Source organism: Marinoscillum pacificum, from assembly GCF_024714495.1.
Lineage (GTDB): Bacteria > Bacteroidota > Bacteroidia > Cytophagales > Cyclobacteriaceae > Marinoscillum > Marinoscillum pacificum.
Genome location: NZ_JAMZMJ010000006.1, coordinates 89,246 through 102,185, shown reverse-complemented (window position 1 = coordinate 102,185; position 12,940 = coordinate 89,246). Strand labels below are relative to the sequence as shown.

Sequence of the window (12,940 nt, the reverse complement as noted above, 5' to 3'; positions counted from 1 at the left end):
TCAAAAATCGAAAACTCATGAAGCGATTATTCATTCTTACCTTAACCATTTGCTCAGTATTCATTGCCGTAGCTCAAAACAGTATAGCTGTTGGAGATAGCTTGAAAAAAGAAGGATTACTCATGCCTGCGTTGGCCCAGTATGGCATAGCCATGGCGCAAAATCCGACACCAGAAGTATCATATAAAATAGCTTCTACTACTGCATTGCTGTATTCATCCAGCATGCGTGATACTTCCTTTTACTTTTTGAACCTGGCATTAACCAATGACTCTACTTTATCGGCTTTGTATGACCCAGAGTTTTTGAGCCTCATTGATGATCCCAGATGGACCAAAATAGAAGATCAGCAAATCCGAAAATATGAAGCGAAAAACGGAGCAATCAAAAATGAGCCATTTGCACGTGAACTGTTTCGCATGATTATCAAAGATCAGGGATTCATGTATGCAGGTAACATAGAACGCAGAAAGTATATACGCAATGGCGGATATTTTTCCACACCTGCAATTTTCCCGATTCTCGCTATGGAAGAGCAAAATGTGAAGGAGAATGAAGCCAGGCTTCTGGTGTTACTGGACAAATATGGCTGGCCTACGACCACTCAGGTCACCGAAATTGCAGCAGCTGGAGCGGCATTGATTATCAATCATACCAACTATGAATTGCGAGCGAGATACTTCCCTATGTTGGAGGAGGCATTTATCAATGGAGAAGCTCAACCACTCAGATATGCGAAAATGAAGGATCGATTACTAGTGGAAGAAGGTAAAGAACAACTCTACGGAACCCAGATCCGGTTTGAAGACCTGCAAAAAACACCTTATGCCATTGCTGATCCTGCACATGTGGATAAGCGAAGAGACGAAATTGGTTTGGGTCCGTTAAAGCCCTACCTAAAAGAGCGGTTTGACATAGACTGGACAGTAGCTCAGAAGGACTAATAGTAGCTAAATCTGATCAGCCTGAGACACCTTTCGTTTTGGAAGGTGTTTTTTTGTGTTTTTCGATTAATTTGGGCTTATAATGAAGTTGACTGGAGCATTTTTTATATCACTTTTAGTAGTGTTCTTGATGAAGTCTGAAGTGACATCTCAGTCCAGTGTAACCGGAGAAGAATTCTTGAAAGCCTTCTATACAGAATACATCAGGATGTGTGACCAACCAGCCTCTGAGTATGAAAAATTCATAGAATTCAGAAACGCTCATTGCTCAAAAAACCTTTTTGCAGCATATTAATACTTCGATCCTCGATAATGATCCCTTCTTAAATGCACAAGACTGTAGTGAAAATTGGACAAACAGTTTGAAAGTTATTAAGGTATCTGAGAAGGATGCAACCTATCAGGTAACTTATAACACAGGGTTTAATGATGTGATAAACGTTGTTGAGTTAACGTTGATACCTAATGGGTCAACCTATCTAATAGATTCCATCAAAGGTTGGTAGAAACCGAGTTATCATTTTACTAGCCTTGGCTTGAGTCCTCACGAGCAAAAAACCATTATCTTAAACTCGCCTTTTTTCGTGATGTTATGTAAAGACTAAGAAGGGCGGGGTATTATTCCGAAACCTCCACTTCTTCGAAAACACAACCCTTGATATTAGCTGCTTCTAAAGCTTCTTTTGCCTCAAAGGAAATAAACAATGTAGATGGGGTCTCTGATATTCTAAATAAAGGGGGAAACCCATGGTCAGGCCGTTTTAAGACAATTTGCTTAATACGACCAATTTGACCTTCTAGTCGTCTTGACATTTTAAAATCCGACTTCTCGTAATCAAAAAAACCGTCATTGATTTCATTTAACCTAATTGTAAAGTAGGAATCAATTTGTAGGATACGATCGATTCCTTCTGGAATGAGATCTAGACAAGTATCATCAAGCATTATTACAGGTATTCTGTAATAATCGAATGGATTAACTGATTCCAATATTTCAAGCATTTTCAAGCTCATTATTGGAATTTCCATATCTGTCAATGGATAATCATAATCCGGAATTAAACTAAGATTAGCTTGACAATAAATTCTTGAAGGCAATACATTCAATGAATATGTCTTTACATCGATGAGGTAATATGGCAGTTTAGAACTTCCCTCGAATTCAATCACTTTAGCGTCAATTTCTGAATCTCCAGAATGATCATTATCGTGGCTTAATTTGTAGACATTATCCATCTTATTAAGTCAGTTTACTAAGTCTCCAATTCTCAATCAAATTAAACCCTTGACTCTACTAAGTGTTCCATTAGGTTTTGGCCCCTGTTGGTGAAAAACACCAACAGACATGATACCGCTAGCTAACGCTATCGATTTTTAATTACCCTTGAAATGCTCGAAGGGTCAATGAAGACCAATAAATTTAAATATTCCATCTAAGAGAACTATTAGTTTGTATTTTATTCAATCTCGAGACGACTGTTTCATACACATAAGGGATATTCTTAAAAAATGCATACTTTGGAATCTGTGATAATTCCCCATACTGGCTAAACGCTGATCTTTGATAATTACATATATCCTCGAACAAACTGTTTCCACTGATCTTTGCAAGAATGGTTCTTCTAAAAATAAGACCATCACTATTTAGTATGTATCTGGTTAAATCATCATCCAATGAAATTGATTCGTTAATTGACTTATCAAGATATTTTATATTCAAAGACTCTTTTATCAGAGGAATATATTGATTGTCTATCTTTTCTTTAATATGATTTTTGAAGTTGGCTAATCCTGATTCATGGTTATTAAATGGACTCAAAATATTGCTACTTGTGTCAATTCCCAACTGATCATTAGCCCTAAATATACCAGAGGAAACAGAGAAAGTATGAATTGGATTAATCAGACTATGATTGATAAAAGAAATATTGAGATCTGATGAGAAGTCTTCCCAAAATTCTTCAATCTGATTTATCCTGATAATACATGTTATTCCCGCATTAAAAGTATTATTAGCAGGATGAGATCCGCCATAAGCTAGACTCATCCTTACATATCCCCATTCTTTGATTAAATAATAGGATGAATCCACGAAAGCAAAATCTCTTGGCACACATTCAGCGAGAATGTTATTAAGTTTTTGAAGAAGTTCTTCTTTTTCTATCATTCTTTTATCTCCGACTTAAAGTAGTCTTTAACACTGTTGCTAGATAACATCAACAGACATTATACAGCTAGCCAGCATGATGCTCAAGAAAATTATTATCTCTTGACCAGTTAGCTATATAACGCTTGTTGGTCACACCTGTCATGACCGTAGCGTCATTGAACTTCAACACGTGCTAAAGGAAGCTCGTGCAATTAATCAAATCCCGTAATGATCTCCTTCTTGTCATATTTGGTGATCTCCACTCCCGATAGATCCATTTGCAACAGGGTGTTTCTAACCTTTTGGCTGACCACAAACCTGGCTTCATCATTGAGTAGAAGGTCAAAGTGCTCTTTGTAAACGAGCTTATCCGGTTTAAGAGATGATAATCGAAACCTCTCCCTCATAGCAGCCTGCTCTGCTAAGTAGTCTTTATAACTTCCTATTTCTCCTTTATCATAAGTTTTGATGATCTCTTTACGCTTCTCAAGTGTAAATGTAATTTCAGAATAAACCAGTCTTGAATAAATTTCATTGACCACTTGCAACCCATAGTAAATACGCTCCTCTTGATCATCTTCTTTAATAACATTGAACTGATGAAACTGATGACTTGGTATATCCAATTCCTGTAGATAATCCTTTACTCTTTCACTCAATATCACCATAAAAGAAATCGGTCTACCAATCAATGGTGGATCATGCATTATATCACCAGTCCATTCATGGATGTCCGCATATCCTAAGTTCTTAAGGTTGCTATTTTCGAAATCTTTAAACCAGAGCTTTAGATTTATAGGCCTCATCAATTGCCAAAACTCATTTACAGAATCACGACCTTCCATTGATTTAATTCTACCGAAATGTTCAATCGAATTATATTCCCCTTTCGTGATGCCTAAAGCCCATTGTCGAGATTCTCGTGTTGGCGCTATGATGTAAAAATCGCTCAAATCAATAAAAAAAATTCTCTCAAGTTCAATTCATTAAAATTGATGTGGCTAAGTAAACTGTTTTAACACTGTTGCTGGATAGCATCAACAGAAATAATATAGCACGCCCACATGATGCACAGGAAAGCTAAACTTACTGATTCCAATGTTATAATACCGAGCTGATGAAAAATTATAATTAACCAAATCAGTCTTTACTGGATTTTGATGAAGTATCCCCCCAATCAAAACCCCAACTAAAAATTTTTCAACCCGCCTGTAACCTTCCATCCACTTTGAGGTAACTTATCCGAATTCACGAAAACCTAAACCGATTACAACTTGAGTGAAGCAAGTGATGAACTGTTGATGATGACGGTGCAGCGAGGGCAGCTAGATGCACTTAATGGACTGGTCAGTCGCTATCAGCAGCGGGTGTACAATTACTTTCTAAAGTCAACACTAGATGGAGACGATAGCGCCGACCTGACGCAAACGACTTTCATACGTGTGTTGAAATATAGAAACTCCTACAAGCAGGGCAGCAGTTTTGAGACCTGGTTGTTTCAGATTGCTCGCAATCAAGTGAAGGACCATTTCAAGAAAATCAAAGTCTATAAAGATCGGTTTACTACGGCAGATATACTTCCAGATCAGGAAGATGACAAAGACGAACTGCAGCTGGAGCGTGAGCAAACGCTGATGCGAGCTATGAGTCAACTGCCGGAAGACAAACGTGAGCTCCTCGTTCTGAGCAAATTTCAAGGAATGAAATATGAGCAGATCGCCGAATTAAAGGACATGTCAGTCAGTGCGATAAAAGTGCAGGTTCACCGCACTATCAAGCAGCTGAAAGACATCTATTTTGAATTAGAAAATCATCTTAACTGATATGGAGATGAGACATATAACAGAAGAAGAAATTATCGAATTCCTGGAAACAGGGGCACTTTCAAGTGAACTGAAAGAACATTTAGCGGATTGCGAAAGCTGTCAAAAGCTTCAGCATGAATTTGAGGAGGTCATTTCCACCATGGATTCCATTGGAGAGAAGAAGGTTCCTGACATGGTTCAGCTGGATATTGCTCAGGCAGTAGCCAAAGAAATTTCAAAAGAGAGATCCAGAGGAGGCTTCCAAATCTGGCAGATTGCTGCTGCAGTAGCACTGTTAATAGTAGGATTCTATGCAGGCAAGTTGACCACTGATGATCGTTCGGATGAAATCATCGCTTTGCAATCTCAAGTGGATGTGTTGAAGGAAGTTTCGATGATGAATACGCTGCAACCATCTTCGGCAAGTGAAAGACTACAGGTGGTGAACATGATTGAGGCTGAAAAACCAGCTTATAGCGAAAAGCTTCTCAACTCTCTTTTTACGACATTGAATACCGACGAAAGTCCGAATGTGCGCTATGCCGCTGCACAAGCTTTGGTTCGATTTATGGATCAGCAAGATGTAGCAATGCGCATGGCAGAATCCCTGGAACAGCAGACTGATCCATTGATTCAAATCTCATTAATCAGTATCCTGATGGAAGCGCAGGAAAAGCACGCCATCAAGCCACTGAAGAAACTATTGGAACAAGATTCCATTAACACCGATGTGAAAAAGCAAGCAAAAATCGCTTTGGACATCATTGCATAACCCAAATTATGCTAAAGCATAATTTGCCCAAAGGGCTGACGATTCGCAGAAGGCGAATATCAGGGTTACCCTGACAAATAATTCTTTAGAATTATTTCGTCATTATTCAAGAGAGTTTTAAAGATATAAACTAATTATTCTCTTGAATAAGCCGGGTAAATCAAGATTCAAGAAGGCCAATTTGAATAAATCAATTTTCAAAAACTCTTACAAAACATTCAAAACAATGAAACGAATTATTCTTTTAACGATAACTGCACTGCTGGTCAATTTGTCTTTTGCCCAGGATATTGACCTTGATGTTAAGGCAGTAGGTTACGGACGACAAGGTGGTGTGGAGAAAACTTTTAAGTTGACACCAAAAGGCAATGCATCAGACATCACTCTGAGTATTGAAAACTTCTACGGAGATATTACAATTGCCGCAGTAAATACACCAGAATTGGTGATTTCTACCAAAAACTATGAGGGAGTACCGGAAAAAGCTCAAGGCTTAAAGCCTCTATCAGCAACTGGAAGTGACAATACCGATATAGGTCTGAGTGTAACTCAGAAAGGCAATGTGATCAAAGTGAGTGCAGCTAGTAGAAAAGCAGATGGTCATTACCTGCTAAAAGTACCTCAAAACATGAAGGTCAAAGCGGACTTGAATTCATGGCAGGCTGGTGATTTTGTGGTAAGTGGATTAACCAACGAAATCGATGTGAAGACACAAAATGGAGATGTCATCTTGAGAAATGTGAAAGGTCCGGTTGTTGCCAATACCTTAAGCGGTGACATCACGGTGATTTTCACAGGAATTAGTCAGACTACTCCAACCTCCATTACTTCTACCAGTGGAGACATAGATGTGACCCTTCCTACATCCACAAAAGGGGCATTCAAACTAAGCACCATTTCTGGGGAAGTATATACGGATGTCAATTTTGATGTGAAAAATGAAGAAGGCATGCGTAGAATGGCTGGCGGAATGTCTGTGGATGCTACTTTGAATGGCGGTGGAGTTAATATTCTCCTCAAAAGCATCAGTGGCGACGTATACATCCGAAAAGACAAATAAGAAATTCACAAAGTGCTGACTCAACGATTTCTCCAAAATCGAAATGACACTTTTTTCAACAGCCCCATTTAAACTGTAAACATCATGAAAAATCTATTGACGATGCTGCTTTGCGCAGCAACCTGGGTGAGCTATGCCCAAACCAAAGTAACCGAAACCGCTCCTGTAAATGGCCAGGACATGCTGGAATTGAAATTTGACTTTGCTGATGAGATCAAAATCGAAACCTGGGATAAAAACGAAGTGTATGTAGAAGTAAGCGTGTCCATAAACGATGGAGAATACGATCACATCTTTACTTTGGAAAAAGAAGTGTCCTCTAGATCAATCACCATAGCCATGGATAAAGACATGTGGGACAAAATAGAGCGAACAGGAACCAACTGCTCGTTCAATACCGACCTGTTTTACACAGTCAAAATGCCCAAAAACATGAAAGTGGATGCTTATACCATCAGTGGGGATTTTCTATTGAATAAATACCCCAAAGACATGAAGCTTAAAACCATCTCAGGGGATATTGACATTATGGTCGGTTCATTGGGTATAGATTTCAAAGCCAAAACAATTTCCGGAGAAGTCTACTCAGATCTCAACATTACTTATCCTGACGGCAAGGATGGTTTACATCAAATAGTGGGTATGAATGTGAAAGGTCAAGTCAACAATGGCGGTATCCCAATGGAACTGGAGACGATCAGCGGAAATATTTATTTGAGAAAAGGATAATACCAATCGCATGGATCCTTTGATCTGAAACCACGGCTTTTTGGTCGTGGTTTTTTAGTTAGATTCCCAGACAAGCAATTTGTCATCCATTACATTACCGATGTAGACTTTTCCATTGAACGGGATGGCAACAGTACTTGCGGAAATGTTTTCACCAGTATCTTCAAATACCGATTCAATCGAGTAGCTAGACTTACTTTGATAATCAATGATAATCACTTCCGAAGGGGACGTATCTGCTTTGCCCATCGCATAGCTTGTAAAATGCATCAAATTTGGATGCGAACCAATCCATAGTCTTCCTTGTGTATCAAACTCAATATTATCTACTCCTGTACCAGTATCGATATCTTCAATTAAGTCCAATTTCCCTGAATTAACGTCTGGTTCGAAAACTTTGACTAGAAACCCTCTCGGCGATGCGACAAATAGCCTATTCATTTTTGAGTGGTAATTGATGCCATTTGCATAGGCTATGCCATCAGCTACTTGCGTAAAGGTATCTCCGTCATAAAACAGCACGTCGGATAGTGCTAAACCAAGATAGTCTTCTGCCATTCGTTTAATTCCAGTTCGATATTGATGATCATTGGTAATGTAAAATCGGTTTTCATCTATGGCTACCAAATCATTTGGACTGATCAGGGCATCGTCTTTGATAGTTTCCAAATGGAAAAGCGAATCTCCTGAAAGCTTAAACACCTCAATGCTATGATATTCATGAGTATGATTGATAGCCCAGATTTTGTAGGATGATGAGTCTGTTTTCAACATCGAAATTCCATGAGGCAAGAAAGTAAAATCAAGGTTTGCTGTAAGTTTGACTGGTTTAGCTTTTGGGTCAGTCAAATCCAGTTTGTACAAAGCACCTTTTCGTTTTCTACCATGGAACCTTGCTGCGCGATCATCACTGCTAATGATTAAGAATGAATCCTCTCGTGAGATAGCCAGATCTTCGGCTCCATAAATGGCATAACTAGAAGTTTGACCATCTATTCTCGTAAGTACCTCTCGAAAAAAGCCTGTGGAATAGAAGGTGTTCAGAACAAAAATGGCCAGTAGCAACAATACAAGCCCAAAACCGATAAAGAACTTTTTCATGGTTATTTATTGATAAAGTCGTCGTACTTGAGTTCTACCACCTCACCAAGCTTTTTCAGCTCGTCCATGTTTATTCTTCTTCCATCTCCAAGAACGGTGATGGTGTATGGTTTGCCTTTAATTCGCTGTGCATAGAACTCATAAATATCTTCCATTGTCAATTCTGGATAGGTTTCATATGCTGTCCTATTAGGATCATCGTCAAAGCCACGTCGCTCCAGTGCAATTACTCGATCTGGAATACTTCTAAAGTCTGGATATTCGGTTACCGTTTCCAGTTGGAGGTTTTTGCGCAATGCGGCCATTCGCTCAGGTTTTTGAGGCATGTCTTCTATCAAACCTTTCATCACTGTAATGGCGTCTGTGGTTTTATCCGCCTGACAACCAATGTAGGTAATGAGTCGACTATCAGCATCTGTGATTGGTGCTGGCTGATACCAACCCGCCGCAGAATACGCCAGAGATCGATATTCTCTAATTTCCTGAAGAATTAAACCTGAGAATCCACCACCGAAGTATTGGTTGAAGGCTTGTACATATGGATACTCATCTTTTGCTATTGGTTCTCCTGGCATGTAGAAATACACCTGACTTTGAACGGCTTTTTTGTTATTCACAAACAAAATTTGAGGCTTGCTAACGGGCTGCATAGGCCTCACTCGTAGTTCGGTTGCTTTGCCAGAAGCTGATAAGTCTAAATTGTCAGCGACTAACTCTGAGAGTTCTTGCGCTGATTTTTTGCCTGTATAAACGATTTCTGCCTGATAGTTTTTAATGACGGTCAAAAAGTCTTTTTGCAGGTCTTCCGCTTCTAACGCTTTGATTTCTTTACTCTTGAGTCGCTGTAAGTAAAAGGATTGGTCACCATAGCTGGCGTAATTTACCAGGGCAATGCTCATGGACTGAGGCGTTCGTTTTTCAAGCTTTCGTTCGGTCTTTTCACCATTGTACAGCACTTTCATGGTGTTTTCATTCGGCTTGATGTCGGTCAGCAGCAGGTTAGTTAGCTTCAGGGTTTCGTCCAGTTTATCCTCTGGGCCTTCTAGCGTCACCACAAAGTAATTGAGGCTTCCATACACATCATAAGTACTTCCTAGAGCTGCATACGCATTTTTTAATTCACTCATTGAGTAAGTCCCAGCACCGGAAAGCGTCCCTATTCCTGCTACATAATCCAGTTTGGGGTTATCAATGGTGCCTGTTCTGAATTTGATTTCCAAATTAAAAATGTTGTTGAATGGATTTTTGGAAGTCATGATAGAATGACCACCAGGGAGTTCTACTCGATCCACATCGTTGGCCAAGTCCAGGAACTGAGGCTCGAATTCTTTCGCTTCAATCTTTTCAAATTCTTTCGCATATGCCGATTCCTTCTCTTGCTCAGCGGTAACTGGTTTATAAGGAGGCTTGTCAAGTTTTTCCTTTTTAGGGAAACCTGTGCGAGAGACCATTTTCACCCGATTTTTCCCTAGATATTTATTGGATACGCGAATGACATCCTCTTTGGTGATGTTTTGAATATTGGAAGGGTATTGCAACACATAGTCCCACGTCAATCCTGCGTTAAAAGAGCCGCCAATCAATGTCCCTCGTTCTTCCAGGTTTTCTAAACTTTCCTGATAGGTTCGGCTAATCTCATTTTTAGCAGCTTGAAGCAGTTCATCTGAAAATTCACCTGAATGCAGTTTATTGAGTGCATTTTCAATTTTCTTCTCAGCATTTCCAATACTCTGAATCAGGATTTTAGGAATGAAAAAGATCACATAAGCGCCCGCATCATTGTATATAGAACTGAACGACCCGGCATAGATCATTTCATTGTTCAATTCTATCTGATTGATGTATCCGGTTTCGCCTTCATTGTAGAGCAAATATTCCGCAACATCCATGGCGATTCGATCTGGGTGATTATAAGGCACTGTTTGAAATCCAAGAAAACCAGCTTTGATTGGAGTGATTCTTACTTTTTCAAGTTGTTCCCCTACGATTGGCTTGGGTTCTGGCAGCCTGGTAACAGGAACTTCTTTGGCCTCCCAGTCACCAAATTTTTCTTTTATCGATCGTTTAGCAGATTCTTTGTCGAAGTTTCCTGTCAGGATCAAGGCCATGTTGCCAGGAACGTACTGCTTGTCATAAAAATCATACATTTTGGTCAGTGAAGGATTTTTCAGGTGATCGGTTGTACCCAAAACCGACCACTGTCCATAAGGGAGGTTCGGAAAAATCAACTCCTGCATTTTTTCGTAGACACGTCGCTCAAAACTGTCTTCAGCACGGTTCTTTTCTTCATAGACCACTTCCAGTTCTGATTGAAATGATCTGAAAACCGGGTTTTCGAATCGCTCTGCATAAATATCCAGCCACTTGTCGATTTCGTGTGCCGGGAAGAAGTTGTGGTAAAAGGTCATTTCATACGTAGTGAACGCATTGACCTCTGTACTTCCTATGCTCTTGAGTAGTTTGTCAAATTCATTGGGTAATCCGTATTGAGATGCTTTTACTGCTTGCTCATTAATCGCTTGCTGAATGTTGGCTTTGGCAGATTCATCTTTTGCTACTGCCAGTTGTTCGTAGAGCAAGTTCACCGAGTCGAGATGTGGTTTTTCTGAAGCATAATTCCAGGTGCCCATTTCCTCAGTGCCTTTGAAGAGCATGTGTTCCAGATAGTGTGCCATTCCTGTGGCCGTGGGATCTTCATTTTTCGATCCGGCATTGACCATCACTGCTCCAAAGACCTTGGTGGCTGTAGTGTCTTCATTAAGAAACACGGTCAGGCCATTAGGTAGCTGGTAGGATTCTACTTGAAGTAGCGGATTGGTTTGAGAAAAGACCTGAATACTCAGGCAAATGGTAATCAGCAGCGGGAAAATACGAATCATTTTAGTTTGGAAGTATTGTGTATGAAAGATAAGCTGTTTCGTCATGAAATAAACGCTAACTTATGTGGACGAATCAAAAATCAGCTGGTTATGCAATTTGATCTTCAAAAATCACTTGAAATTCTTGAGCGAACTCCTTCAGTTTTGACAGCATTATTAACAGGCGTTTCTAATGATTGGACCCAAAACAATGAAGGTTCAGAAACCTGGAGTCCTTTTGATGTACTGGGTCATTTGATTGTGGGAGAAAAAACTGATTGGATTCCAAGAACGGAAATCATACTCTCAGGCTCGAAGGAGCCATTTCCTCCCTTTGACATGAAAGCGCAATTTGAGGCAAGCAAAGGCAAAACAATGGATGGTTTGTTAGAAGAGTTTTCCATTTTAAGAAATGAGAACATAGCTAAACTCAAATCTTTTGAATTGGACGAGCAAAAACTCAATCAGGTAGGAACCCACCCAGCTCTTGGTGAAGTAACCTTGAGGCAGATGTTAGCCACCTGGACGGCACATGACTTAGGTCATATTGCCCAGATTTCCCGAGTGATGGCCAAGCAATACAAATCGGAGGTTGGTCCTTGGATTCAGTATTTGGGGATATTGAAGTAACACTCTTCATGATTTCGTTTGAAAATGGCCATAAATGTAGATGTTAACTTATTCTTTCAATTTATAAAAGAGATTATTCGATTGAGGTAGATAGAAAATCAATAAAAAAGCGTGACTCTAGATTTAAAAACGCCATTTTTTAATTCAACAGTCTGATCTGAGCATTTTGGACCAAATTCAGCTTCAATTTTACCTGTTATGATAGCATCATGAGTATTGTTATCTAATTCTATGATAGAGGTATCGACAATCTCGATTTGATGTTGATTCTCGAAGGATGATAGTTGACAATCTTCGGAATAAAAAGATATAATACTTATGTTATTTCCAAGTTCAGATCCTGTAATAATAGGCTTGAGGGTTGAAGGCTCAAATTCACCATCATCATTAAGATAATCTTGCCCGACGATAGTTTCAGCCCAAATTTCCAAATATAGATTTTGACTTGTATTGGTTGCGAATTCAAAGTAAAATCTAAAACTGATAACAATCGAATCCGAAATACCACCTGATCTAATACTAAAGTAAGTATGCTCAGTATCAGTGCCATGAAACTTGTCGACATTGCCAGAGCCATTGATTCCAAGCAGCTCCATTTCCATAGTACCCACCGGAATATCAGGAACAACCTTGTTCTCCTTGCAACCAATATTTATGGAGGCTATTATTATACAGAGTACAATAGTTTTAAATTTTAATAATCGGATCATTAATAATGGACATTATTTATCTGCGAGTTTTTTCGAATTTACAAGTAAATTATTCTTAAGTCGAATATTGCCTACATATAAGTCTCAACTGTACAAATGATCAAAATAGATTCCCTTAGAATTTCATAGAATTAGTCAATGAAACGGAATCCTATAAGGAAATTCAGGGAATGACGATTGTG

The 12,940-nt window shown here is 39.2% G+C and carries 14 protein-coding genes; 8 read left to right on the top strand and 6 right to left on the bottom strand.

The genetic code is table 11. The annotated features are described in order from the left end of the window. Window positions 1-17: 17 nt before the first annotated feature. The 3 genes from NXS00_RS14970 to NXS00_RS26950 all read left to right on the top strand — a co-directional run bounded on the left by NXS00_RS14970 (window position 18) and on the right by NXS00_RS26950 (window position 1,450). Window positions 18-944 carry a DUF6624 domain-containing protein gene (locus NXS00_RS14970; RefSeq protein WP_258100038.1) on the top strand — a complete coding sequence of 309 codons (927 nt, stop codon included), beginning with the start codon at window positions 18-20 and terminating at the stop codon, window positions 942-944. Between the two features lie 82 nt (window positions 945-1,026). Beyond that, a complete protein-coding gene (locus NXS00_RS14965) occupies window positions 1,027-1,239 on the top strand; it encodes a hypothetical protein (RefSeq protein WP_258100037.1) in 213 nt (70 codons plus the stop codon). Next, complete coding sequence (locus NXS00_RS26950; RefSeq protein ID WP_373418668.1) at window positions 1,226-1,450, top strand: DUF3828 domain-containing protein; 225 nt, start codon at window positions 1,226-1,228, stop codon at window positions 1,448-1,450. Before NXS00_RS14965 ends, NXS00_RS26950 begins: the two co-directional genes overlap by 14 nt. Window positions 1,451-1,562: 112 nt before the next feature. Here NXS00_RS26950 and NXS00_RS14960 read toward each other — a convergent pair whose 3' ends face one another. The 3 genes from NXS00_RS14960 to NXS00_RS14950 all read right to left on the bottom strand — a co-directional run bounded on the left by NXS00_RS14960 (window position 1,563) and on the right by NXS00_RS14950 (window position 4,046). After that, window positions 1,563-2,180 (bottom strand): hypothetical protein, encoded by a 618-nt coding sequence (locus tag NXS00_RS14960; protein WP_258100036.1) that lies wholly within the window; start codon window positions 2,178-2,180, stop codon window positions 1,563-1,565. A gap of 184 nt (window positions 2,181-2,364) precedes the next feature. Further along, on the bottom strand, window positions 2,365-3,111 hold the full coding sequence (locus tag NXS00_RS14955; protein WP_258100035.1) for a hypothetical protein: 747 nt from the start codon (window positions 3,109-3,111) through the stop codon (window positions 2,365-2,367). A gap of 194 nt (window positions 3,112-3,305) precedes the next feature. Next, on the bottom strand, window positions 3,306-4,046 hold the full coding sequence (locus NXS00_RS14950) for an imm11 family protein (protein ID WP_258100034.1): 741 nt from the start codon (window positions 4,044-4,046) through the stop codon (window positions 3,306-3,308). Window positions 4,047-4,367: 321 nt separating this feature from the next. On the opposite strand from NXS00_RS14950, the gene NXS00_RS14945 reads away from it, so the two are divergent. The 4 genes from NXS00_RS14945 to NXS00_RS14930 all read left to right on the top strand — a co-directional run bounded on the left by NXS00_RS14945 (window position 4,368) and on the right by NXS00_RS14930 (window position 7,459). After that, complete coding sequence (locus NXS00_RS14945; RefSeq protein ID WP_258100033.1) at window positions 4,368-4,916, top strand: RNA polymerase sigma factor; 549 nt, start codon at window positions 4,368-4,370, stop codon at window positions 4,914-4,916. A 7-nt stretch (window positions 4,917-4,923) separates the two neighbouring features. Continuing rightward, on the top strand, window positions 4,924-5,670 hold the full coding sequence (locus NXS00_RS14940; protein ID WP_258100032.1) for a HEAT repeat domain-containing protein: 747 nt from the start codon (window positions 4,924-4,926) through the stop codon (window positions 5,668-5,670). Window positions 5,671-5,896: 226 nt separating this feature from the next. Then, window positions 5,897-6,730, top strand: coding sequence for a DUF4097 family beta strand repeat-containing protein (locus NXS00_RS14935; protein WP_258100031.1), 834 nt, complete (start codon window positions 5,897-5,899; stop codon window positions 6,728-6,730). An 84-nt stretch (window positions 6,731-6,814) separates the two neighbouring features. Beyond that, window positions 6,815-7,459, top strand: a complete 645-nt coding sequence (locus tag NXS00_RS14930) for a DUF4097 family beta strand repeat-containing protein (RefSeq protein WP_258100030.1) — start codon at window positions 6,815-6,817, stop codon at window positions 7,457-7,459. Window positions 7,460-7,513: 54 nt separating this feature from the next. Here NXS00_RS14930 and NXS00_RS14925 read toward each other — a convergent pair whose 3' ends face one another. Together NXS00_RS14925 and NXS00_RS14920 are read right to left on the bottom strand one after the other, a co-directional pair. Next, window positions 7,514-8,560 (bottom strand): SMP-30/gluconolactonase/LRE family protein, encoded by a 1,047-nt coding sequence (locus tag NXS00_RS14925; RefSeq protein WP_258100029.1) that lies wholly within the window; start codon window positions 8,558-8,560, stop codon window positions 7,514-7,516. Between the two features lie 2 nt (window positions 8,561-8,562). Beyond that, window positions 8,563-11,439, bottom strand: a complete 2,877-nt coding sequence (locus NXS00_RS14920; protein ID WP_258100028.1) for a M16 family metallopeptidase — start codon at window positions 11,437-11,439, stop codon at window positions 8,563-8,565. A gap of 21 nt (window positions 11,440-11,460) precedes the next feature. On the opposite strand from NXS00_RS14920, the gene NXS00_RS14915 reads away from it, so the two are divergent. Next, entirely contained in the window at window positions 11,461-12,048 is a 588-nt protein-coding gene (locus NXS00_RS14915; RefSeq protein WP_258100027.1) for a DinB family protein, read from the top strand. A 98-nt stretch (window positions 12,049-12,146) separates the two neighbouring features. Here NXS00_RS14915 and NXS00_RS14910 read toward each other — a convergent pair whose 3' ends face one another. After that, complete coding sequence (locus tag NXS00_RS14910; protein WP_258100026.1) at window positions 12,147-12,758, bottom strand: hypothetical protein; 612 nt, start codon at window positions 12,756-12,758, stop codon at window positions 12,147-12,149. Window positions 12,759-12,940 lie beyond the last annotated feature (182 nt).

Excerpts from the sequence above, each read along its gene's own strand:
- NXS00_RS14965 (WP_258100037.1), top strand. The coding sequence starts at position 1,027 with ATGAAGTTGACTGGAGCATTTTTTATATCACTTTTAGTAGTGTTCTTG.
- NXS00_RS14960 (WP_258100036.1), bottom strand. The coding sequence starts at position 2,180 with ATGGATAATGTCTACAAATTAAGCCACGATAATGATCATTCTGGAGAT.
- NXS00_RS14970 (WP_258100038.1), top strand. The coding sequence starts at position 18 with ATGAAGCGATTATTCATTCTTACCTTAACCATTTGCTCAGTATTCATT.
- NXS00_RS14930 (WP_258100030.1), top strand. The coding sequence starts at position 6,815 with ATGAAAAATCTATTGACGATGCTGCTTTGCGCAGCAACCTGGGTGAGC.
- NXS00_RS14925 (WP_258100029.1), bottom strand. The coding sequence starts at position 8,560 with ATGAAAAAGTTCTTTATCGGTTTTGGGCTTGTATTGTTGCTACTGGCC.
- NXS00_RS14955 (WP_258100035.1), bottom strand. The coding sequence starts at position 3,111 with ATGATAGAAAAAGAAGAACTTCTTCAAAAACTTAATAACATTCTCGCT.
- NXS00_RS14920 (WP_258100028.1), bottom strand. The coding sequence starts at position 11,439 with ATGATTCGTATTTTCCCGCTGCTGATTACCATTTGCCTGAGTATTCAG.
- NXS00_RS14935 (WP_258100031.1), top strand. The coding sequence starts at position 5,897 with ATGAAACGAATTATTCTTTTAACGATAACTGCACTGCTGGTCAATTTG.
- NXS00_RS14940 (WP_258100032.1), top strand. The coding sequence starts at position 4,924 with ATGAGACATATAACAGAAGAAGAAATTATCGAATTCCTGGAAACAGGG.
- NXS00_RS14915 (WP_258100027.1), top strand. The coding sequence starts at position 11,461 with ATGAAAGATAAGCTGTTTCGTCATGAAATAAACGCTAACTTATGTGGA.
- NXS00_RS14910 (WP_258100026.1), bottom strand. The coding sequence starts at position 12,758 with ATGATCCGATTATTAAAATTTAAAACTATTGTACTCTGTATAATAATA.